Annotated in this window: 21 protein-coding genes; 16 read left to right on the forward strand and 5 right to left on the reverse strand. The window is 73.3% G+C overall.

What is annotated here, in order from left to right; genetic code table 11:
- Positions 1-87 precede the first annotated feature (87 nt).
- The 5 genes from ACWC9T_RS09920 to ACWC9T_RS09940 all read left to right on the forward strand — a co-directional run bounded on the left by ACWC9T_RS09920 (position 88) and on the right by ACWC9T_RS09940 (position 4,720).
- The gene (locus ACWC9T_RS09920) at positions 88-891 is read left to right on the forward strand and encodes an SAM-dependent methyltransferase (protein WP_449820546.1); all 804 of its coding nucleotides are present in this window, start codon (positions 88-90) and stop codon (positions 889-891) included.
- A gap of 102 nt (positions 892-993) precedes the next feature.
- Positions 994-1,917, forward strand: a complete 924-nt coding sequence (gene bla, locus ACWC9T_RS09925) for a class A beta-lactamase (protein WP_449820547.1) — start codon at positions 994-996, stop codon at positions 1,915-1,917.
- Positions 1,918-2,225: 308 nt separating this feature from the next.
- The gene (locus tag ACWC9T_RS09930; RefSeq protein ID WP_449820548.1) at positions 2,226-3,113 is read left to right on the forward strand and encodes a hypothetical protein; all 888 of its coding nucleotides are present in this window, start codon (positions 2,226-2,228) and stop codon (positions 3,111-3,113) included.
- A 135-nt stretch (positions 3,114-3,248) separates the two neighbouring features.
- On the forward strand, positions 3,249-3,980 hold the full coding sequence (locus ACWC9T_RS09935) for an SDR family NAD(P)-dependent oxidoreductase (protein WP_449820549.1): 732 nt from the start codon (positions 3,249-3,251) through the stop codon (positions 3,978-3,980).
- Positions 3,981-3,988: 8 nt separating this feature from the next.
- A complete protein-coding gene (locus tag ACWC9T_RS09940) occupies positions 3,989-4,720 on the forward strand; it encodes a polysaccharide deacetylase family protein (protein ID WP_449820550.1) in 732 nt (243 codons plus the stop codon).
- 18 nt (positions 4,721-4,738) lie between these two features.
- Here ACWC9T_RS09940 and ACWC9T_RS09945 read toward each other — a convergent pair whose 3' ends face one another.
- Genes ACWC9T_RS09945 through ACWC9T_RS09955 form a run of 3 tightly spaced genes read right to left on the reverse strand, consistent with a single transcriptional unit; the run spans position 4,739 to position 7,923 of the window.
- On the reverse strand, positions 4,739-5,818 hold the full coding sequence (locus ACWC9T_RS09945; protein ID WP_449820551.1) for a hypothetical protein: 1,080 nt from the start codon (positions 5,816-5,818) through the stop codon (positions 4,739-4,741).
- 13 nt (positions 5,819-5,831) lie between these two features.
- Positions 5,832-6,776, reverse strand: coding sequence for an NAD-dependent epimerase/dehydratase family protein (locus ACWC9T_RS09950; RefSeq protein WP_449820552.1), 945 nt, complete (start codon positions 6,774-6,776; stop codon positions 5,832-5,834).
- A gap of 22 nt (positions 6,777-6,798) precedes the next feature.
- Positions 6,799-7,923: a DegT/DnrJ/EryC1/StrS family aminotransferase gene (locus ACWC9T_RS09955; RefSeq protein ID WP_449820553.1), complete on the reverse strand. Its 1,125-nt coding sequence runs from the start codon at positions 7,921-7,923 to the stop codon at positions 6,799-6,801.
- A 393-nt stretch (positions 7,924-8,316) separates the two neighbouring features.
- Here ACWC9T_RS09955 and ACWC9T_RS09960 point away from each other — a divergent pair, with 393 nt between their 5' ends.
- The 5 genes from ACWC9T_RS09960 (at position 8,317) to ACWC9T_RS09980 (ending at position 14,625) form a co-directional block, all read left to right on the forward strand.
- Positions 8,317-10,524 carry an MMPL family transporter gene (locus ACWC9T_RS09960; RefSeq protein WP_449820554.1) on the forward strand — a complete coding sequence of 736 codons (2,208 nt, stop codon included), beginning with the start codon at positions 8,317-8,319 and terminating at the stop codon, positions 10,522-10,524.
- Between the two features lie 266 nt (positions 10,525-10,790).
- Complete coding sequence (locus tag ACWC9T_RS09965; RefSeq protein ID WP_449820555.1) at positions 10,791-12,173, forward strand: sensor histidine kinase; 1,383 nt, start codon at positions 10,791-10,793, stop codon at positions 12,171-12,173.
- Complete coding sequence (locus tag ACWC9T_RS09970; protein WP_449820556.1) at positions 12,170-12,844, forward strand: response regulator transcription factor; 675 nt, start codon at positions 12,170-12,172, stop codon at positions 12,842-12,844. The genes ACWC9T_RS09965 and ACWC9T_RS09970 overlap by 4 nt, the downstream gene beginning before the upstream one ends.
- Positions 12,845-13,016: 172 nt before the next feature.
- Positions 13,017-13,664: a hypothetical protein gene (locus ACWC9T_RS09975; RefSeq protein WP_449820557.1), complete on the forward strand. Its 648-nt coding sequence runs from the start codon at positions 13,017-13,019 to the stop codon at positions 13,662-13,664.
- A 202-nt stretch (positions 13,665-13,866) separates the two neighbouring features.
- A complete protein-coding gene (locus ACWC9T_RS09980) occupies positions 13,867-14,625 on the forward strand; it encodes an NUDIX hydrolase (protein WP_449820558.1) in 759 nt (252 codons plus the stop codon).
- On the opposite strand, the gene ACWC9T_RS09985 is transcribed toward ACWC9T_RS09980, so the two are convergent.
- A complete protein-coding gene (locus ACWC9T_RS09985; protein WP_449820566.1) occupies positions 14,622-14,762 on the reverse strand; it encodes an SAM-dependent methyltransferase in 141 nt (46 codons plus the stop codon). The two genes, ACWC9T_RS09980 and ACWC9T_RS09985, sit on opposite strands and share 4 nt — an antisense overlap.
- 140 nt (positions 14,763-14,902) lie before the next feature.
- On the opposite strand from ACWC9T_RS09985, the gene ACWC9T_RS09990 reads away from it, so the two are divergent.
- The 6 genes from ACWC9T_RS09990 to ACWC9T_RS10015 all read left to right on the forward strand — a co-directional run bounded on the left by ACWC9T_RS09990 (position 14,903) and on the right by ACWC9T_RS10015 (position 20,367).
- On the forward strand, positions 14,903-15,250 hold the full coding sequence (locus ACWC9T_RS09990; RefSeq protein WP_355674912.1) for a PRC-barrel domain-containing protein: 348 nt from the start codon (positions 14,903-14,905) through the stop codon (positions 15,248-15,250).
- Between the two features lie 101 nt (positions 15,251-15,351).
- Positions 15,352-15,618 (forward strand): metal-sensitive transcriptional regulator, encoded by a 267-nt coding sequence (locus tag ACWC9T_RS09995; RefSeq protein ID WP_449820559.1) that lies wholly within the window; start codon positions 15,352-15,354, stop codon positions 15,616-15,618.
- Positions 15,619-15,912: 294 nt separating this feature from the next.
- Positions 15,913-17,349 carry an endonuclease/exonuclease/phosphatase family protein gene (locus ACWC9T_RS10000; RefSeq protein WP_449820560.1) on the forward strand — a complete coding sequence of 479 codons (1,437 nt, stop codon included), beginning with the start codon at positions 15,913-15,915 and terminating at the stop codon, positions 17,347-17,349.
- A 14-nt stretch (positions 17,350-17,363) separates the two neighbouring features.
- The gene (locus ACWC9T_RS10005) at positions 17,364-19,349 is read left to right on the forward strand and encodes a phosphocholine-specific phospholipase C (protein ID WP_449820561.1); all 1,986 of its coding nucleotides are present in this window, start codon (positions 17,364-17,366) and stop codon (positions 19,347-19,349) included.
- A 90-nt stretch (positions 19,350-19,439) separates the two neighbouring features.
- A complete protein-coding gene (locus ACWC9T_RS10010) occupies positions 19,440-19,913 on the forward strand; it encodes a VOC family protein (protein WP_449820562.1) in 474 nt (157 codons plus the stop codon).
- Between the two features lie 4 nt (positions 19,914-19,917).
- Entirely contained in the window at positions 19,918-20,367 is a 450-nt protein-coding gene (locus tag ACWC9T_RS10015; RefSeq protein WP_449820563.1) for an SRPBCC family protein, read from the forward strand.
- A 53-nt stretch (positions 20,368-20,420) separates the two neighbouring features.
- Here ACWC9T_RS10015 and ACWC9T_RS10020 read toward each other — a convergent pair whose 3' ends face one another.
- Positions 20,421-21,686, reverse strand: coding sequence for an FUSC family protein (locus ACWC9T_RS10020; protein WP_449820564.1), 1,266 nt, complete (start codon positions 21,684-21,686; stop codon positions 20,421-20,423).
- Positions 21,687-21,880 lie beyond the last annotated feature (194 nt).

Genomic DNA, 21,880 nt, shown 5'->3' on the forward strand with positions numbered 1-21,880 from the left:
CTCAGTTGAGCCCCAGTGGAGACGATTGGCCCCCGGATGGCGCGGGCAGCAATCGGACCGTGTCCGCGATGCCGAGGGGGGAGCGGGATGAGTCTCTACGACGGAGTCGACCTGCGGTTGAACGTGCCGCATTCAGCCCGGATGTACGACTACTACCTCGGTGGCTTCACCAACTTCGCCGCCGACCGTGAGGCCGCCGGGCACGTCCTCGCCATCGCGCCCTGGGTGCGCGACGCCGCCCGGGCCAACCGCTCCTTCGTGCAGCGCTCGACCCGCGCCCTCGCCCTGGCCGGCATCGACCAGTTCCTCGACATCGGAACCGGCATCCCCACCTCGCCCAACCTGCACGAGGTCGCCCAGAGCGTCGAACCGTACGCCCGGGTCGTCTACGCCGACAACGACCCGATCGTCCTGACCCACGCCCAGGCCCTGCTCACCGGCACCCCCGAGGGACGCACCGCGTACGTCGAGGCGGATGTCACCGACCCCGTCGGCCTGCTCGCCGCCCCCGGTCTGCGCGACACCATCGACTTCGGCCGCCCGGTCGCGCTGTCCCTCAACGCGCTGCTCCACTTCGTCCCCGACGCCCACGGGGCGTACGAGCTGGTCGACCACCTCAAGTCCGTCCTCGCCCCGGGCAGCGCCCTGGTGATGACCCACGTCACCGCGGAGTTCGCCCCCGAGGAGATCGGTCGGATCGTCGGCATCTACGAGGCCGCCGGCACCGCCGTGCAGGCCCGCACCCGCGCCGAGTTCGCCCGCTTCTTCGACGGCTGGACCCTGCTGCCCCCCGGCGTGGTCCCCATCCCGCACTGGCGGCCCGCGGCGGACGGGCCACCCCTCTCGGCCTCCGACTCCACCGGGTACGCGGGCGTGGCGTTGCGGCCCTGACCAGCCTGACATCCCCGATTGTTGACGAACCGTCGGAGCGGCCACCGCGTCCTGTCGGTCACGGACGCGGTTCGCGCCGCGCGATTCGGACAGAGGGGAACCATGTACGCGCAGTCTTCGGAATCCCGGCACAGCCGCCGATCCGTCCTTGCCCTCGGCGTGGGAGCGGCGGCGGTCGCCGTCGCGGCGTCGACCGGGGGAACGGCACACGCGGTGGACGCGGCGGACACCCACCGCTCGCTGGCCGAGCTCGAACAGGCACACTCCGCCCGGCTCGGCGTCTACGGACGCAACCTCGCCACCGGCCGGACCGTCCGCTACCGGGCGGACGAGCGGTTCCCGATCTGCTCGGTGTTCAAAACCGTCGCCGTCGGCGCCGTCCTGCGCGACCTCGACCACGATGGCGAGTTCCTCGCCAAGCGCATCCACTACACCCAGGCCGACATCGACCGCGCCAGCGGTGCACCCGTCACCGGCCTGCCCGCCAACCTCGCCGATGGCATGACCGTCGGCGAGCTCTGCGCGGCCGCCATCGACCACAGCGACAACACCGCCGCCAACCTGCTGCTCCGCGAACTGGGCGGGCCGACCGCCGTCACCCGCTTCGCCCGCTCGATCGGCGACCGGACCACCCGTCTGGACCGCTGGGAGCCCGAACTGAACTCGGGCGAGCCCGACCGGATCACCGACACCACCAGCCCGCACGCCATCGCCCGCAGCTACCGCCACCTGGCCCTCGGCCACGCCCTCCCGCCTCGGCAGCGCGAACGCCTGCTCACCTGGCTGCGCGGCAACACCACGGGCACCCACCGCCTCCGCGCGGGCCTGCCGCAGGACTGGACGATCGGCGACAAGACCGGCACCGGCGGCTACGGCACCACCAACGACGTGGGCATCGCCTGGACGCCGGCCGGCCACCCGGTGGTCCTCGCCGTGCTGACCACCGAGCCGACCGACCCGGCCGCCCGAGTGGACGAACCGCTGGTCGCGAAGGCAGCCGCACTGCTGGCCACCGCGCTCGGCTGATCCCGCCCTCTCCGCCCTCGCCTGTCCGAAGGGTAGCCGGGTCTGTTCCGACGGGGGCAGGGCGCGAGGGGAAGCCGTGGCTGGAGAAAGCGCCCGTTGCGGTCATGCGCCCGCCGGGAGGTCGGCCGTCCCGTGAGACTCCGGCCGGCGGGTCGGGCCACGGGCACCCGTTGTCCGACCCGCCGGACTGCTCGGCCCGCCGAGCCCGGAACGACCATCACCCCCCACCTGCCTCACCCGTGCGTCCCCGCCACCCCGGGCACAGACTGGTGGTGAAACCGATGCTGCCCCGCGAGGCTGGGAGAGGGATGCTGCTGGGACTCACCACCGTGCTGTTCGCCACCGTCTGCTTCGGCTTCGGGGCGGTGTTCCAGGCGCGCGGGGCGTGCTCGGCGCCGCGGGTGGACCGGGTGCGGGCGGGCCTGCTGGCCGCGCTGGTGCGGTCCTGGCAGTTCATCGTCGGCACCCTCCTGGACATCCTGGGCTTCGTGCTGAGCATCGTCGCCCTGCGCAGCCTCCCGCTCTTCCTGGTCCAGGCCGTCACCAACGCAAGCCTCGCCGTCACCGCCCTGGCCGCCGTCTGGCTACTGGGTGCCCGACTGCGCCGCAGCGACGTCGCGGGCATCCTCGCGGTGGTCATCGGTCTCACCCTGCTCGCGCTCGGCTCCGGCAGGGAGGGCCGGGAGTACGCGCCGGCCGCCTTCCACTGGGCGCTGCTGGCCACCACGGCCGTCATGCTCCTGGCCACCCTGGTCCTGGTCCGCCGGGACGGCACCGCGGCGGCGGCCGGGCTCGGGCTGCTGGCGGGGGTGGGCTTCGGGATCACCAGCTTGGCGGTGCGCGTCATGGACACTTCCGGCCTGGTCGGCGTCCTGACCGATCCCGCCGCCTACGCCCTGGTCGTCGGCGGGCTGGGCGGCTACCTCGCCTACGCCCTGGCCCTGCAGCGCGGCACCGTGACGGCCGCGACCGCCGCCGGGACGTTGGCCGAGACCTTCGGCCCGGCCCTGGTCGGGGTGTTGTCGCTGGGAGACGCCGCGCGCCCGGGCTTCGCCTGGTGCGCCCTGACGGGCTTCGCCGTGGCCGTCGGCGGAACGTTCCTGCTCTCCCGGTTCGGTGAACTGGAGGGCGAGTCGGCCGAGCTGGCCGCCCCGCAGGCGGACACGGAGGCGGAGCCCGCCGTCCCGCCCCGGTAGCCCGGACGGATCTGCCGTGCGAAGGTGACTTGCCGGACAAATCGGACGGCGGAACGCCCACGGAGCGGCAGGTGCACGATGGCGGAGGAAGTCCAGTCCCGAACCCGACGGTCGGAACCGACCGACCGGCCCGTCGTGCTGATCACCGGCGCCTCCTCCGGCATCGGACTCGCCACCGCCACCCGTCTGGCCGACGCCGGCTGGCAGACCCTGCTCTCCGGCACCGACCGCGCCCGACTGGACGCGCTCGCCGAACGTACCGGCGGGCACGCCCTGCCCGAGGACCTCAGCAAACCCGACGGCCCCGGCCGCCTCGCTGAGGCCGCGCTCGCCGAGACCGGCCGGGTGGACGCGCTGATCGCCGGCGCAGGCCTCGGCTGGCGCGGGCCGTTCGCCGAGACACCCTCCGACACCCTGGACCGGATGATCGAGGTCAACCTCGCCGCCCCGTTGCGCCTGGTCCGCCTCCTGCTGCCCGGCATGCTGGAACGCCGCCACGGCCGTATCGTGCTGCTCGGCTCCATGGCTGGCCAGGTCGGCGTGCGCGACGAATCCGGCTACGCGGCCACCAAGGCCGGCCTGGCGATGTTCGCCGAGAGCCTCTGGTACGAGCTGCGCGGCACCGGCGTCGGGGTGCGCCTGGTCCTGCCGGGAGCGGTCGACACCCCGTTCTTCGACCGGCGCGGGACCCCGTACCATCGCGAGCGGCCGCGCCCCGTCTCGGCTGAGCGGGTCGCGGACACGGTCGTCGCCACCATCACCACTGAGCGTGACCGCCTCTACGTGCCGCACTGGCTCGGTTTCCCGGCCCGGATCCACGGTGTCGCGCCCAGCGTGTTCCGACGGATGGCCTCCCGCTTCGGATGAGCCTCCGGGTGACCACGGCCCTCGCCACCGCGGCGGGCCTGGAGTTCCTGCACCTCGCCCCGGCGGCGGTCCGCCTCCCGCCGGTGCGCCGCACCCTGGCCCGCCGCACCGCCGGGTACGGCTCCGACCCGTGCCACCTCGCCCTGACCTTCGACGACGGCCCCGACCCGCGCAGCACTCCGTACGTCCTCGACGCCCTGGACGAACTCCGCGCCCGCGCCACCTTCTTCCTGCTCGGCACGATGCTGGAACGCGCTCCCGCGCTCGGCCGCGAACTGGTGCTGCGCGGCCACGAGGTCGCCGTGCACGGCTGGCGCCACAGGCAGCAGTGGTACCCGGCCCCGGCCCGCGACCTGCGCGAACTGCGCCGCGCCACCGAGGCCGTGACCGAGGTGTGCGGCGCCCGCCCGCTCTGGTACCGCCCGCCGTACGGCGTGCTGACCGCCGGCCCGGCCCTGGCCGCCCGCTGCCTCGGCCTGCGCAGCGTGCTCTGGACGGCCTGGGGCCGGGACTGGACGGCCGAGGCCACCGGCGCCTCCGTCTACGCCACCGCCCGCCCCGGTCTCACCGGCGGAGCGACCCTCCTGCTGCACGACTCCGACTGCACCTCCGCCCCCGACTCCTGGCGCGCCACCCTCGCCGCCCTCCCGCTGATCGCCGCTCACTGCCGGGACCGCGCCCTCACCCTCGGCCCGCTGCGCGACCACGGCGTCCCGCCTCTTGCCCGCCGCCAGGGCTAGCGCCCGCTTCGCGCCGGGCTACCCCAACCCCACCCGCTCCAGCGCCGCCCCGAAGCCCTTGCGCCACCCGTCCGGTGAGGCCCCGACCGACGGCTGCGGCTCCGGCCGCCCCAGTGCCGCGAGCGCGTTGCGGACCACCTCGGCCGGACGGGCCGTGGCGACATCGGCGTGGCCGAGCTCCAGTTCGTGCTGGAGGTTGTCCCGCCCGTGGCCCTGCACCACGTCGAGCAGCAGCAGGCGCCGCCCGAGCGCCCGGGCCTCGCTGCAGGTGTCGCCGGAACTGGTGACCACCAGGTCCGCGGCCGCCATCAGCACCGGGATCCGGTCGGTGTAGCCGAAGGGGTGCAGTCGGGGCCGGCCGCGCGCGGCCGCCCGCAGCCGCCCCTCCAGTTCCTGGTTGTGCCCCGCCACGGCCAGCACGTGCGGCCCGGAGGCGGCGAGCGAAGCGGCGGTGCGGGCGATCGGCCCGAGCCCCCAGGAGCCGGACATCAGCAGTACGCACCCGGCCTCCGGCGGGACGCCCAGCTCGGCGCGCGCCTCGGCCCGGCCCGGCGCCCGGTAGAACGGCTGCCGCAGCGGCGCGGGCACCACGGCGATGTCGGCGTCCGGCCGGTAGCGGCGCACCGCGCAGGCGGCGACCTCGGAGGTGACCAGGAACAGGTCGGTGCCGTCCTGCACCCAGAGCCGGTGCGGCGTGACGTCCGTGCAGAACACGAGGTGCGGGAAGTCCCGGTCCGGCAGCTTGTTGACCGCCGAGGTGGCGGTGGCGAACACCGAGACCACCAGCTGCGGCCGCTGTGCCCCGACCAGCTCCCGCAGCGCGGGCACCAGCCGGGTGCGGGCGGCCGCGTCGGCGAGCAGGGCGAGCCGCGCGCCCGGGCGCAGCGCCGAGAAGTGGAAGGCGTCGTAGACCCCGGGCAGGTCGAGCAGCCGCCGGAAGACGGCCTCCCCGGCGGCGCCCGAGCGCTGCCCGAGCAGGGCCATCGCGTCCACGGTGCTGGTGGTCCAGCCTCGTTCCCGCAGGGTGTCCGCGCAGGCCTGTGCCATCACGTCGTGGCCCCGGCCGAGCGAGCCGGAGACCAGTAGGGCGTGCGGCATCGGGCGGCCCCGGTCAGCCGGCGGCGGACGCGGCGGCGGAGGTTCGGTACCAGTCGGCGTACCGGCGCACGCCGTCGGCGAAGTTGGTCCGCGGCGACCAGCCGAGCAGCCGCTTGGCCTGGGCGGAGGAGATCCGCCGCCCGGTGTAGTCGGCCTTGCGGCCGCCGATGTGCTCGATGGTGACCGGTCCCAGCAGCCGGTCGACGGTGTCGGCGATGTCGCGCACCGAGACGGCCGTCGAGCCCTCCAGAGCGAAGGTCTGGTCCTCGGCGTCGGGGGAGAGGGCCCGGACGTGGGCGTCGGCGAGGTCCTCGACGTAGACGAAGTTGCGGCTCTGCCGGCCGTCCCCGGCGATGGTGATCGGCCGCCCGGTCAGCGCGGCCTGGACGAACCGGGCGACGACCAGCTCGTCACGCATCCTCGGGCCGTACGGGATGCCGTAGCGCAGGATGGTGAAGTGCTGCCCGTACAGCTCGCGGTAGCTGTGCACCAGCATCTCGGCGGCGAGCTTGGTGGCCACGTACAGGTGCCCGCTGTGTTCCAGCTCGATCGGTACGTGTTCGTCCAACTCCTGTTCCTCGCCGTCGAGTTGCTCGTCGGTGAGGGCGGCGCCGTAGACCCATACGGTGCTTGCCAGGACGGTGCGGCTCAGGCCGCTGCGCCGCGCGGCCTCCAGGACGGCCTCGGTGCCGTCGATGTTGGTGCGCACGGCCCGGACCGGGTCGGCGAAGACCTGCTCGACGTCGGCCATCGCGGCGAGGTGGTAGACGACTTCGCTGCCGGCCAGCGCCGAGGTCAGGGCCGGCAGGTCGAGGACGTCGATCCGGGCGTGCTCGGCGTCGGGGTGGAGGTACTTGTCGTTCGGGTCCACGGCGAGGACCTCGTGGCCGGCCGCGATCAGGTGGTCCACGACGTGTGAGCCGATGAACCCGCAGCCACCGGTGACGGCTATCCGCACGGTCTTGCTCCCTTCGCTCCGGCTACCCGGCCATCCGCCGGTGCACCGCCGAGACGGCCTCGATCACCAACTCCACCTCGTCCTCGGTCATGTCGGAGTGCACCGGCAGGCAGACCTGCCGGGCGCAGACGTCCTCGGCTGCCGGCAGCGGCCCGCCCCGGTACGGTTCGAGCACCGGCTGCAGGTGAAGCGGCAGGTCGTACACCTCGCCGGACAGTCGTACGCCGTACTCCTGGGCCACCGCCCGCTTGAACGCGGCGCGGTCGACGCCGGGCGGCAGCAGCGCCACGTACTTGTAGTAGTTGCCGCGGCAGCCGGCCGGTTCGAGCACCGGCTCCAGCCCGTCCAGGCCGGCCAGTGCCGTGTCGTAGCGGCGGGCGACGGCGCGGCGGGTCTCGATGAACTCCTTGAGACGGCGCAGGTGCACCGTGCCGACGGCGGCGTGCAGCTCGCTCATCCGCCAGGAGTAGCCGAGCCGGACGTGGTGGTTGGTGCCGAAGGAGCCCTTGCCCTGGTCGCGGTAGATCCTGGCCTCGTCGCGCAGTTCCGGCGACTCGGTGAGGATCATGCCGCCCTCGCCGCTGGTGGTGACCTTGGTCGGGTAGAAGGAGAAGGCCCCGGCCAAGCCGAAGGTCCCGGCGGCACGGCCGTTGTAGCTGCTGCCGTGGGCGTGCGCGGCGTCCTCGATCAGCGGGATGCCGCGCTGGTCGCAGAGCGCGCGCAGGGCGTTCACCTGCGGGGTCACCAGCCCGCCGATGTGGACGAGTACGACGGCCGCGGTATCCGGGGTGAGGGTCGCGGCCAAGGTCTCGGGGGAGAGCGCGAGGGTGGCCGGGTCGACGTCGGCGAACACCGGGCGGCCGCCCGCGTGGACCACCGCGCCGGCCGTGGCGTAGAAGGTGACGGCGGGGACGACCACGTCGCGGCCCCGGACGTCGACGGTGCGCAGGATCACCTCCAGCGCCGCCGTGCCGCTGCTCACCGCGACGGCGTGCGAGGCGCCGTGCTCGGCGGTGAAGGCCTGCTCGAAGCGCTCGGTCCACGGACCGAGGGTGAGCGCGCCGGTGGTGAGCATCTCGGTCACGGCGTCGGCGACGGCCGCGCGGTCGTTCTCGTCGAACACGATGCGGGCGGCTGGAACGCCCATGGAGCACCTCCGGCGGCGGGGTGGGGTCAGCACCGATCGGGTCGGATCAACCCGAACCGTACGGAAACGGTCGGGCCAGGCACATCACGCTACTTCGCCCGGGCGGCCCCGGCCCGTCGTCGCCGCCCGCCCAGGTGACCCGCGACTGCTCCCGCCGCAGGCCACCACCCTGCTCCCGGCTGATTCCGGGCGAGCCTGCGGCTGCTTCCGGTGCGGGGCGTGCGCTCCTCCGTACGAGGGAGGGCCGTACTGCGTCCGCAGTACGCAAACGGCCTGCGCAGAGACGACGACGGAGCAGGGGTCCGCGATCAAGGATTGGTCATGCTGCGGGCGGACCAGGTCCGCCCCCGTTCACCCGTCCCCGAACCCGAACCCGAAGGAGTCCGCTCTCCCGTGGCCACGTTCCTCTACCGCCTGGGCCGATGGGCCTTCGTCCGGCGTCGGCTGGTGACCCTGCTCTGGGTCGCCGCGCTGGCGGTCTGCGGAGTCCTGGCAGCCAAGGCGCCCGCCGCCCCTGACGACGGCTTCTCGATGCCCGGCACGGAAGCGCAGAAGGCCTTCGACCTGATGAACGAGCGCTTCCCCGGCGGGCACGCCGACGGAGCCTCGGCCCGCCTGGTGTTCGTCGCGCCCTCCGGCCAGAAGATCACCGCGCAGCCCAACCAGCAGGCCGTGGAGAAGACGGTCGCCGAGCTCGCCCACGCCGAGCAGGTCACCGGCGTGGTGGACCCGTTCACGATGCAGGGCGCCGTCTCCAAGGACGGCACCACGGCGTACGCGACGGTCAACTACTCCGCCAAGGCCGGCGAGCTGTCCGAGGGCGCCACCGACGCCCTCCAGCAGGCCGCCCAGCACGGCCGGGACGCCGGGCTCAAGGTCGAGATCGGCGGCAACGCGCTGATGGCCAAGCCCGAGGCGGGTGGCAGCAGCGAGGCGATCGGCATGGCGCTGTCCGCCGTCGTCCTGGTGATCACCTTCGGCTCGCTGGTCGCCGCCGGCCTGCCGCTGCTCACCGCCGTGATCGGCGTCGGCCTGGGGATGTCCCTGATCACCGCGCTCGGCAGCACGCTCGGCCTCTCCTCGACCACCGGTACGCTGGCGATGATGCTCGGCCTCGCCGTCGGCATCGACTACGCCGTGTTCATCGTCTCCCGCTACCGGGCCGAGCTCTCCGAGGGCCGCACCCCGCAGGAGGCGGCCGGCCGGGCCGTCGGCACCGCCGGCTCCGCGGTGGTCTTCGCCGGTCTCACCGTGGTGATCGCCCTCGCCGGGCTTTCCGTGGTCGGCATCCCGCTCCTCGCCAAGATGGGCATGGCCGCGGCCGGCACCGTCGTCATCGCCGTGCTGGTCGCGCTCACACTGGTGCCCGCGCTGCTCGGCTTCATGGGCCGCAAGGTGCTGCCCCGCAAGGTCCGCAAGGCCGAGGGCGCCGCCCAGCCGACCGGGGCCAAGGAGAACGGCGGCGCCCGCTGGGCCCGCTTCGTGCTGCGCCGCCCGCTCGCGGTGCTGGTGCTCGGCGTGATCGGCCTCGGCGCGCTCGCGGCCCCCGCGCTCGACCTGCGGCTCGGCCTGCCCGGTGACGAAGCCAAGCCCACCTCCACCACCCAGCGCCGCGCCTACGACCAGCTGTCCGAGGGCTTCGGCCCCGGCTTCAACGGCCCGCTGACCGTCCTGGTGGACGCCAAGGGCACCGCGGACCCGAAGGCCGCCGCGGGCGAGGTCGCCAAGACCGTCTCCGGCCTGCCCGGCGTGGTCACGGTGACGCCGCCGATGTTCAACAAGGCGGGCGACACCGCCCTGCTGAACGCCATCCCGGCCACCGGCCCGGCCGAGGCCGCGACCAAGGACCTGGTCCACACCATCCGCGGCCACGCGGCCGGCCTGAAGGCCTCCACCGGGGCGACGGTCCTGGTCAGCGGTACGACGGCGATGAACATCGACGTCTCGCAGAAGCTCACCGACGCGCTGCTGCCCTACCTCGCCGTGGTCGTCGGCCTCGCCGTCCTGCTGCTGCTGGTGGTCTTCCGCTCCGTCCTCGTCCCGCTCAAGGCCGCGCTCGGCTTCCTGCTCTCGGTGGCCGCCGCGCTCGGCGCCGTGGTCGCGGTCTTCCAGTGGGGCTGGCTGGCCGACCTGATCGGCGTGGAGCAGACCGGCCCGGTGATGAGCATGATGCCGATCTTCATGATCGGCGTGGTCTTCGGCCTCGCCATGGACTACGAGGTGTTCCTGGTCACGCGGATCCGCGAGGGCTACGTGCACGGCGAGCAGCCGGGTGAGGCCATCGTCACCGGCTTCCGGCACAACGCCAGGGTGGTCACCGCCGCCGCCTTCATCATGATCGCCGTCTTCGCGGGCTTCATCGGGATGAGCGAGCCGATGATCAAGATGATGGGCCTGGGCCTCGCCGCGGCCGTCGCCTTCGACGCTTTCGTGGTCCGGATGACCATCGTCCCCGCCGTCCTCGCCCTGCTCGGCCGCCGTGCCTGGTGGCTGCCGCGCTGGCTCGACCGGCTGATACCGGACGTCGACGTCGAGGGCAGCGAGCTGCACGCCGCCGCCCCCGAGCCGACGGTCCCGGTCCGCGAGTCGGTCACCGTCTAGTCCCGGCACCGACCGGTGTCGCCCGGTACGAACCGGCACCGCCCGGCACTGCGTGGACCGGGCCCTGCCATCTGGCAGGGCCCGGTCCGGCAGCGGTCGGCTCGGACACCGGTTCGCCCCCAACCGTTAACGTTGCTGTCGGGGCGCCGCCCGCGCGGCGGCCCCCGACCCGGCGCGCCGTACCCCACCCGGGGCGCGGCGCGGCACGAACTGGCAGAACCCGGCGAGGGTGCGGCCAGGGCACACCCGACCCGGAGAGCACGACTATGAGCGACACCTGGCAGCGCCTGCGCCGCGGCCACCCCCGGCTGCTCGACGCCGTCGGCGGCGTGGCCATGATCGCGATCACCGCCCTCGGCGTCACGGTCGACCAGACCAGCGGGCGCTTCACCCCGGTCGACCCGGCCACCGGCGTCCTGGCGCTGATCGCAGCCGCCGCCGTGTTCCTCCACCGCCGCCACCCGCGCGCGGTGGTCGTCGTCACGCTGGTCTGCACCATGCTGCTCACTCCGACCAGCCACCGGCTCACCCCGATGCTGGCCACCCCCCTGCTGCTCGCGCTCTACTTCCTCGCCGTCCACACCAACCGCTCCACCGCCCTGCGCGCCTCGATCGTCACCGCCGTCCTGCTCTTCGGGATGTCCCTGTTGGCCGGCCCGGGCGGCCCGATCGGCGAGCGGATCAGCGTGCTCGCCTGGGCTCTGCTGCCCGGCGCCCTCGGCGACTCCATCCGCAACCGCCGCGCCCAGCTCGCCGAGATCGAGCAGCGCGCCGAACGCGCCGAACGCACCCGCGAGGAGGAAGCCCGTCGGCGGGTCGCCGACGAGCGGATCCGGATCGCCCGCGACCTGCACGACGTCGTCGCCCACCACATCGCCCTCGCCAACGCCCAGGCCGGCATCGCCGTCCACCTCATGGACACCCACCCGGTCCAGGCCCGCAAGGTGCTCAGCCACATCACCGACTCCACCGGCTCCGCCCTCCAGGAGCTGCGTGCCACCGTCGGCCTGCTGCGCCGAGCAGAGGAGCCGGCCCCGCTGGAACCCACCCCCGGTCTGGACCGCCTGCCCGAGCTGATCAACACCTTCGAGCGGGCCGGCCTGCCGGTGCGGCTCAGCGTCGAGGGCGAGGCCCGGCCGCTGTCGCCCGGCGTCGACCTCACCGCCTTCCGGATCCTCCAGGAGTCGCTGACCAACGTCGCCAAGCACGCCCACGGCGCCGACGCCGAGGTCACCCTCTCCTACAGCGGCAGCCGGGTCGCCGTCAGCGTCGTCAACGGCCGCCCGCTCGCCACCGGGCGCCCCCGTACCGCCCTGCTGCCCCAGCCGGCCGCCGGCGAGAGCGGCTTCGGCCTGATCGGCATGCGCGAGCGGGCCGGCGCGGTCGGCGGCCGGCTCACCGCCGACCGGCAGCCCGACGGCGGTTTCGTGGTCCTCGCCGAGCTGCCGCTGCGCACCGGCGCCCGGGACGACGGCGCCGTACGGGCGGAGGAGACCGCCCGGCCCGAGGAGCCGGCCCGAACCGCCCCCGCCGTCCGACGGGACTGCCCGGTGCTGCCCGACCGCTTCACCCGGCCCGGCGGCGCCGCCCGCCCTGACCGCTCCGTCCGACAAGATCGCGCCATCCGAAAGGACAACGACCGTACATGACCATCCGCGTGCTGCTCGCCGACGACCAGGCCCTGCTGCGCGGCGCCTTCCGGGTGCTGATCGACGCGGAGGAGGACATGGAGGTGGTCGGCGAGGCCGCCGACGGCCGGGAGGCGGTGGAACTCGCCCAGGCCACCAAGCCCGACATCGTCCTGATGGACATCCGGATGCCCGGCGTCGACGGCCTCGGCGCCACCGCCGAGATCTGCGGCGACGAGGAGCTGTCCGGCACCCGGGTGCTCATCCTCACCACCTTCGAGATCGACGAGTACGTGGCCCAGGCGCTACGCGCGGGCGCCGGGGGCTTCCTCGGCAAGGGCGCCGCCCCGAAGGAACTGCTCGCCGCTGTGCGCACCGTCGCGGCTGGCGAGGCCCTGCTCTCGCCCGCGGCGACCCGGGCGGTGATCGACCAGTTGCTCGCCCAGCCCGATCCGGCCGCCGTCGCGCCCGCCGAGCGCCTCGCCGTGCTGACCGCCCGCGAGCGCGAGGTGATGTCCATGGCTGCAACCGGGCTCACCAACGAGGAGATCGCCGAGCGGATGTTCGTCAGCCCGTTCACCGTCCGTACCCATGTGCACCGGGCGATGTCCAAGCTCGACGCCCGTGACCGGGCCCAACTCGTTGCGATCGCTTACCAGTCCGGCCTGGTCCCGCCCGGTCGCCCGTCCTGACGGACGCTCACCCTGCGTGCCGACCGGCCGTAGATGTGCGGCACTTGATTGCTGAGCGATCGTCAAAACTCGAGTCAGGGAAGCTGTCCAAGATCTCATCTGACCGAAAACTGCCTCCGAACTGGTGTATCGGCGAGTAGTCTGCCGATGACTCAGAATGAGGAGGACGTTCGTGGAAACCAAGGACACGGCAGGCGAGGTGCGGATTCTCCAGCCGTTGCCCGGACGCGCGGAGGACGGAGCGCAGGCGTTCGAGCTGCGGCTCGCGCGGCTGCTCCTCCTGCTCGGGGTCGAGGTCGCGCCGGGTGCGGACTACCCGGGCGCGGCCCGGTGGGAGGTCCACAAGGCGCTCGACGGGCGGTCCGAGCTGCCCGAGGAGTACTTCGAGGCGCTGATGGAGGCTGCGGTCCACGACCCCAACCCGAGCTTCAACCGCCGCTTCGTCGAGCCCGCCATGATCGCCTTCGGTCAGCGCCGGGTCCGCCTGGCCCTGCTCGGCTACCTGCAGACCGGCACCGACCCGGAGCGCGCCGGCGCCGCCCGCGCCTGGTACTGGACGGCCCTGTCGGTCGTCAGCGGCCGGCACGCGACCGCCGACGAGGGCGCGATCGTCCGGGACAGCTGGAACGAGGCCGCGCTGCGGGAGTTCGTCGCCAACGATGACCTCGACGTCCGCCGCTGCATCCTCCCCGGTCTCCCGCTGGTGCCGCGCGCCTACCCGGCCGAGCTGCACGCCCTGGTGGAGACGGCCATCGCGATCGCCCAGTCGCACCCCGACGAGTACATCCGCCACCGCGTCGAGATCCAGACCGGCCTCTGAGCTTCGGGCACGCCCGCTCCGGGTGCGCCCGCCCAGGTGCGTACCCGGAGCGGCGAATCCCCCGGATTTCCGTTTCGTCCACGACCTCGCCGAATTCGGACGTCGACTGGCCGTCCTCGCCGGATAATTCGTGGGCTTGTCGTCCGATCACGCCAATCCCGATCGACCGCCATCCATTGCTCGGCGCTGCCACCATGGCGTCATGACCGAGCCCCGGCCCGCCGCCGTCCGCCTTCTGGAACCCGCGCGGCTCCGCCTGGTCGAGACCCCGCCACCGCCCCTCCCGCCGGCCGACCGCGCCGCGATGGACCACGCCTGGGAGAAGGCCGCGAGCGCCAACCCGGGACTCTTCGACCGCCCGGTCGTCGCCTGCACCGGCCTTGCTGCGGACGGCCCGGACACCCTGGTCCTGCACTGGGCCCGGATCCGCTACCGCCGCTTCGCGCTCAGACTGGTCCCCGGCGCCACCGCCCGGGTCTCCTGCCTCTTCGCCGCCGTCGTCCAGCCCGCGGACGACGGAAGGATCCTGGTCGGCCGGATGGCCGACCCCACCGCCCACCCCGGTCGCTGGTGCCTGCCCGGCGGCTCCGTCGAACCGCCCCCGGACGGCGAACCCCTCGACCCCTGCGCCCTGCGCCGCCGCGCCGCCGCCGAACTCGCCGAGGAGACCGGCGTGCTGGCGCGCCCCGAGGAGCTGGCCATGTGGCTGCTGGTCCAGGGCGAACACGGCAACCTCGGCGTGCTCCACCTCGCCCCGCACCGGCCCGCCCGGGAACTGTACGAGCGGCCCGCCGAGCTGAGCGCCGCCCACCAAACGCGCGGCGCCGTCGCCGAGTTCGACCGGATCGCCCTGGTCGGCACCGCCGCCGAGGCCGCCGCCCTCCCCGGGCCCCGGGTCGACTACCTCGGGCCGGTACTGTGCCGCCTCGCCGAGGGCAAGGACCCAAGGGACCGGTCCTAGGGCACCCGAGGTCGGGGCTGGCGCACCCGGGGGAGTCCGAAGGTCGACGCGGCCACCACCCGGTACGGCTTGTCCTCGTCCCGCAGGAAGTGCAGGACGGCCGCAAGCACCAGCCCGACCGGGCGGGAAGGGTCCAGCGGTTGCCCCGGGTGGTCGGGTCACCGCCGTATGTCCCTTTCGTCGCGCCGCCGGGCCCGTCCCGGCGCAGGATGGAAGCTCCGGGCTGTGCATCCGGCGACAGCCGCGACACGGGAGGTCCGAGGCCGTGGGGATCGCTATGGCAGACATCCGCGAGTGGCGCGGCCATGCCGTGGTCGACGAGAAGGGCCGCCGCGTCGGCACGCTGGAGTCGGTCTACGTCGAGACGTCCACCGACGAGCCGTTCTTCGCCACCGTCGTGGTCGGCATGATGGGCAGACGCCGTCTGGCCTTCGTCCCGCTGGAGGGCGCGGTGGCCGGTCCGGGCTATCTGCGCGTGGCGTACCCGCGGAACAAGGTCCGGCAGGCCCCCGCGATCGGCACCGACGACATCCTGCCGGCCACCGACGAACCCGGGGTGTTCGCCTACTACGAGCTGTCGTACGCTACCGGCGCCGGAGGCGAGCGCCGCCTGGCCCGGCGCTGAACTCATCGCCGAGTCCGTCGGCGGACATCCGGGCGGCCCGGGAATGAATACCCCGCCGGGTACACTTGTCAATCGACAGTCGATGTGAAAGGCGGCCGGACATGCAGGTGGACGAGGAGGCGGTTGGCGCGGTCCTGAACCGACTGCGTCGCGCCCAGGGCCAGTTGGCCGGGGTGATCGCGATGATCGAGGCGGGTCGGGACTGCAAGGATGTGGTCACCCAGCTCGCCGCCGTCTCGCGCGCCCTTGACCGGGCGGGGTTCAAGATCGTCGCGAGCGGGATGCGCCAGTGCATGGCCGCCTCCGACGAAGACGCCCCGCCGATGAGCGAGGCCGAGCTGGAGAAGCTGTTCCTCGCGCTGGCCTGAACCGCCGGCCCGACCCTGCGGGTGCGGCCGACGGCCTAGGAGGGCCGCGACGGATCGTCCGTCGCGGCCCTTCCGCATGTCGCGATGATGGTTCCGCCACGGAGTTCCCCGGACGCCCGACGCTCCGTCACGTGTCGTTCACGTGCCGGTCGCTGGTCTTCGGGTGAATGAGGGCCGCCCGTAGTTGTACAGCCAACTGAGGGCATTCTTCCTCCCAGCCTCCGTGACCAGCCGCGTGCGGCCCCGGCACCGTCCCCCGGCGGACCGGGCCCGCTGGCGGCGGACAGGACAACCGTGGCCGCAGGCAGCGCCCTGACCCTGACCTCATCCAGCAGCCCCGCCGAAGGCGACCGGCTCAGCTTCCACTGGAGCACCGACGCCCCCGACGCCAAGAACTGGGTCGGCATCTACGACGGCAGCCGCCAGCCCGGCAACGGCGCCTCGCTGCTGTGGAAGTACACCCCCGGCACCTCCGGCGACCTCCAGCTCGACACCTCCGCGCTGACCGGCGGCCCGTACGCCGCCTACCTGCTCGCCAAGGACGGCTACGGCGTCCTCGCCCGGACCGCCCCGTTCAGCTTCCGCCCCAAGCCCGCCGTGGTCCGCCCGCACGCCGCGGTCGACTCCTTCACCGCCACCCCCGTCGCCCCGGGCGCGGCCGTGCGGATCAAGCTCGGCGGTCTCTGGTCCCGCCCGGCCGGCAACGCCCCCGGCTCCGCCGCCTACCGCAAGATCGGCGGCGCGGCCTGGGCCTCGGTCGCCGCCGACGGCACCCTCACCGGCACCGCCCCCGCCACCCCCGGCCGGAACCCCGAGCTGGTCGTGGTCGGCGTCAAGGACAGCACCGGCGGCACCGACACCCTCACCGTCCTGGTCCCGGTCGCGGACCCGTCCGCCCCGCCCCGGCTCAAGGCCGCCAGCTGGAACCTGCACAACGCCGGCGCCGCCTTCACCGACGCGCTGGAGAAGCAGCTGCGCGTCGTCCTGGCCCAGGGCCTGGACGTGCTCGCCCTGCAGGAGACCGCCGGCGAGCGGGCCAAGGCCCTGGCCGACGCGCTCGGCTGGTACGCCCACCAGAGCCCGGGCAGCGTCGGCATCCTCAGCCGTCACCCGCTCATCGACCTCACCCCGGCCACCGCCGAGTTGCCCGCCGTCGCCGCCACCGTCCAGCTGCCCGGCGGCCGCGGCGTCCGCTTCTGGGCCGCGCACCTCGACGAGGCCGGCTATGGCCCGTACGCCGTGCAGGACGGCGGCAGCGCCGCCCAGGTGACCGCCGCCGAGAACGCCTCGCTGCGCTTCAAGCAGGCCAAGGCGCTGGCCGAGGCCGTGCGGGCGGACCTCGCCCGGCACCTCCCGGTGGTGCTGGCCGGCGCGCTCTCCTCGCCCTCCCACCTGGACTGGACGGACGCCACCGCCGCCGCGCACAACGGTGTCGGCGCGCTCAACTGGCCGGTCACCGCGGCGCTGCAGGCCGCCGGGCTGACCGACAGCTTCCGCGAGGAGAACCGCGACCCGGCCAAGGCTCCTGGCTCCACCTGGTCGCCCGTCCGAAAGCGGCGCGGTGACCGGCCCGAGCCGCAGGACCGCATCGACTACGTCCAGTACGCCGGGCCGCTGAAGCTGGTCGAGGCGCACACCCTGGTCGCCGACTGGCCGCAGCCCGAGCCGAACTCCGCCGCCAACGAGTGGCCCTCCGACACCGCCGCCGCCGTCGCCACCTTCCAGCTCTGAGAGGCCAGTTCGTGATGCCCGAGCTCTCCCGCCGCACCTTCGTCGGCGCCACCGCGGCCGTCGGTGCCACCGCTCTGACCGGCCTGTCCGCCACCCAGGCCCAGGCCGCCCCCGCCGACGAGACCGACAGCGCTCTCACCGGCACCGTCAAGGACGTCAAGCACGTCGTCGTCCTGATGCAGGAGAACCGCAGCTTCGACCACTACTTCGGCACGCTGAACGGCGTCCGCGGCTTCGGCGACAAGCAGGCACTCCAATTCCCGGACGGCACCGACGTGTTCCGCCAGCCCGACAGCCGGCGCAGCGACGGCGGGGCGATGCTGCCCTACCGGATGGACACCGCCAAGTACAACGCTCAGAACGCCGGCGGCCTCGCCCACGACTGGGCGACCGGCCACCAGGCCATCAACAACGGTGCGATGAACAAGTGGATCGCCGCCAAGGGCGAGCGCACCATGGGCTACTTCACCCGGGACGACATCCCCTACCAGTACGCCCTGGCCGACGCGTTCACCGTCTGCGACGCCTACTTCACCTCGCTGGCCGGCCCCACCGACCCCAACCGGCTCTACCTGTGGACCGGCACCGCCGGGCCCGGCCGCGACGGCACCACCGGCCCCTGGATCGACAACACCCCGGTCACCGACAACCCCGTCGCCGACTGGACCACCTACGCCGAGCGCCTGCAGGCGGCCGGCGTCAGCTGGCGGGTCTACCACAACCCCAGCAAGGACGACCGCACCGGCGACTACGACGACAACGCCCTCTCCTACTTCAAGCAGTTCCACGACTTCCCGCACGACGACCCGCGTTACATCAACGCGATGACCACGTTCGACCCCACCGACTTCGACCGCCACTGCAAGGACGGCACCCTGCCGACCATCTCCTGGCTGGTCGCGCCCTACCTGTTCTCCGAGCACCCGGAGGCCGGCCCGGCGTACGGCGCGCACTGGGTCAACCAGGCGCTGCAGTCGCTGATGTCCAACCCCGGCGTCTGGCGGCACACCGTCTTCCTGGTCATGTACGACGAGAACGACGGCTACTTCGACCACATGGTCCCGCCCACCCCCGAGCCCGGCACCCCCGAGGAGTTCACCCACGGGCGCGCCATCGGCCTCGGCAACCGGGTCCCGCTCTGGGTGGTCTCGCCCTGGTCGCGCGGCGGCTGGGTCAACTCCCAGGTCTTCGACCACACCTCGGTGCTGCGCTTCATGGAGCTGGTCACCGGAGTGGCCGAGCCCAACATCTCGGCCTGGCGCCGGGCCGTCTGCGGCGACCTCACCAGCTGCTTCGACTTCGCCGCCCCCGACAACTCGCTCCCCGAACTGCCGGACACCAACGCCCTGATGGCCAAGGCGGACGCGGGCGCCAAGCTGCCCGGCGTCTCACTCCCGGCGATCGGCGCCCAGTCGATGCCCGTCCAGGAGCGCGGCGAGCGCCCGCACCGCCCGCTGCCGTACCAGCCGTGGGCCGACGTGTCGGTGGACCGCAAGACCGGCAAGGTCAGCTGCGTGATGGGCAACGACGGCTCGGTGGCCTTCCCGTACACCGTCTACCCGAACATCCTGCTCCCGTTCGCGGGCACCCCGTACACCGTCGCCCCCGGTGCCAGCGCGACGTACGTCTGGGACGCGGCCGCCACCAACGGCCGCTACGACTTCACCGTGCACGGCCCGGACGGCTTCGTGCGCCGCTTCGCCGGCACGGTGGTCCGGGACGGTCAGGACGGGCAGAACGACATCGGCGTGCCGATCGTCACCGCCGACCTGCACGGCCACCTGAAGCTCACCCTCCAGGTGGCCAACGACGGCATGACCGACGTGGCCTTCACCGCCGCGCCCCACGACTTCGCGGGCACCGCGCAGACCGTCTGGGTCAAGCCCGGCAAGCAGGTCAACCTGCCCTGGCCGCTGGACAAGCAGGGCCGCTACGACGTCGTCGTCACCGCCCACACCGGCCAGCGCTTCACGCAGCGCTACGCGGGCTGGGTGCACTGACCCGCGGCCGGCCCGGCCGGGGGCGCCGATCCGGTGACCCCCGGCCGTGGCTCGGCCGCCGGGGCAGAGCCCGCCGCTACCGTCGGGCGCATGCAGAAAATCACCACCTTCCTCTGGTTCGACGACCAGGCCGAAGCGGCCGCCGTCTTCTACACCTCGCTGTTCCCCGACTCCGGAATCACCAAGGTCACCCGCTACGGCGAGGTCGGCCCCGGCGAGGCCGGCTCGGTGATGACCGTCGAGTTCGAACTCGCCGGCCGGGAGTACACGGCCCTCAACGGCGGCCCCGAGTTCACGTTCACCGAGGCGATCTCACTCCAGGCGGAGTGCGAGGACCAGCAGGAGATCGACGAACTCTGGGCCAAACTCACCGCCGACGGCGGCCAGGAGGGCCCGTGCGGCTGGCTCAAGGACCGCTACGGCCTCTCCTGGCAGATCACGCCGCGCGTCCTGCTCGACCTGATCGCCGATCCGGACCGGGCCAAGGCCGACCGCGTGATGGCCACCATGCTGCGGATGAGGAAGATCGAGATCCAGCCGCTGCTCGACGCGGCCAGGGGCTGAGGCCGTGACCGCCTACACCCACCGCAGCACCGTCTACCTGCGCGCCACCCCCGAGCGGGTCTGGCACGCGCTCACCAACGCCGACGAGTCCGGCCTCTACTGGGGCCACCGCAACGTCTCCACCTGGCTGCCCGGCGCGCCCTGGGAGCACCAGCGCGCCGACGACTCCGGCATCGCCGACGTGATCGGCATCGTCGAGGTCGCCGAGCGCCCGCACCGGCTGGTCACCACCTGGGCCGGGCCGGAGGAGCGGCGCCCCGGCGGGCCCTCCCGGGTCAGCTTCGACATCCAGCACTGGCAGGACCTCAGCCGCCTCACCGTCACCCACGAGAACCTCGCCGACGAGACCGAGCGGGCGAACGCCGAACAGGGCTGGTCGGCGGTGCTGTCCAACCTCAAGACCTACCTGGAGACCGGGCATCCGCTGCCGCAGCAGCCCTGGCTGATGCCCTGACATCCCGCTGCTGTGGCGCCCTGATGTCGCGATCTCCTGAGCCTGCGGCAGGATCAGCGCCCGGCCCCCGCCGCCGGGCGCTCCGCCGTCCCGGACCTCCGCCGGCCGGGCCCCCGCTCGCCCCGGACGAAGCGGCGCAGCCCGGCGAACCGCGAGAACCGCTCCCGGCTCGCCACCGAGGCCCGGTCGAGTTCCTCCATCAGCCGTCGGCTGCGGTGCTCCAGGTCCAGTTCGTCCAGGATGCGGTCCACCTCGGCCAGTATCGAGCCGTGCAGCTGCCAGGCCTCCGGGTGCTCCTGGACCTGGCGCAGCAGCACCTGGGCGACGTTCTCCCGGCAGGCCCAGGCCGCCGCCAGCTCGGCGGTCAGCCGCTCCTCGGCCTCCTCGGCGCTACGGCTCACCTGGGTGGTGACCAGCACCGCGAAACTGACCATCGCCCCGCCGACGTGCGCCAGCAGTTCCTCCAACCCGATCGCGACCTCCGGCGGGAAGAGCCGCTCGCCGGGCCCGCGCCGCTTGGCCAGGTCGGTCAGCGAGCGGGCCAGCACCCGGATCACCACCACACAGATCTCCAGCGTGTCCAGCCCGGTGCGCAGCACCAGCCGGGAGAGCAGCCCCTCGCTGATCCGGGGGTTGAACCGCAGGCTGTCCTCGGCCTGGCGCAGTGCCGCGTCCACCTCGGTGATCGCCTGGTCGAGCCGGCGGGCCTCGTGCAGCCGCTCGGCGGCCCGGGCCACCGGGGTGGGGCGCCCCAACTCCTCGGCGATGTCCAGCAGCAGCTGGCGGGCCCGCCGTGCGAGGTCCTCGATCGAATCCCCGGCGGTGTCCACCCAGACCGGTGGGGCGAAGAGCAGGTTGAACAGCAGGCCGACGGCCGCGCCGATCAGCGTCTCCAGCACCCGGTCCCAGGCCTGCGAGGCCAGTTTGGTGACGCCCAGGATCAGCATCGCGCTGATCGCGACCTCCTGGACGAACTCCTCGACCCGGACGAACCGGCCGATGACCAGGGAGGCCAGGATGATCAGCCCGAGGCTCCACCACGAGAGCCCGACCACGGCGCTGAAGCCGATCGCGATCAGCACCCCGACCACCACCGAGTTGACCCGGCGGATGCTGGTCTTGAGCGTCGAGTAGACGGTGACCTGGACCACCAGCAGCGCGGTCAGCGGCGCCGTCAGCGGGGCGGGCTCGCTGCTGAGCCGGGTCGCCACCGCATAGGCGAGGGTGGCGGCCACGGTGGCCCGCAGGGTCTGGACGACGAAGGGCTCTCGGGCGCCACGGCGGACCAGGGCCGTGAGGGACTCCGGGGAAAGGGCCATGACGGCCTTCTTTCCCCGCAGCCGCCGCTCACACCGCCGTTCGGCCGACCTGCTACCCGATTGACCGCGCCGGAGGCGCCGGTCGCGCCTGGCCCTAGTTGTACTGACCACGGAGGTTGGTGACAGGGCTCACGGCCGGGTGATCTTGAAATGAGTGAGGGCCTTCTGGCCAGGTGTGGATTGCGACATCAGCA

This window comes from Kitasatospora sp. NPDC001159 (assembly GCF_053598235.1).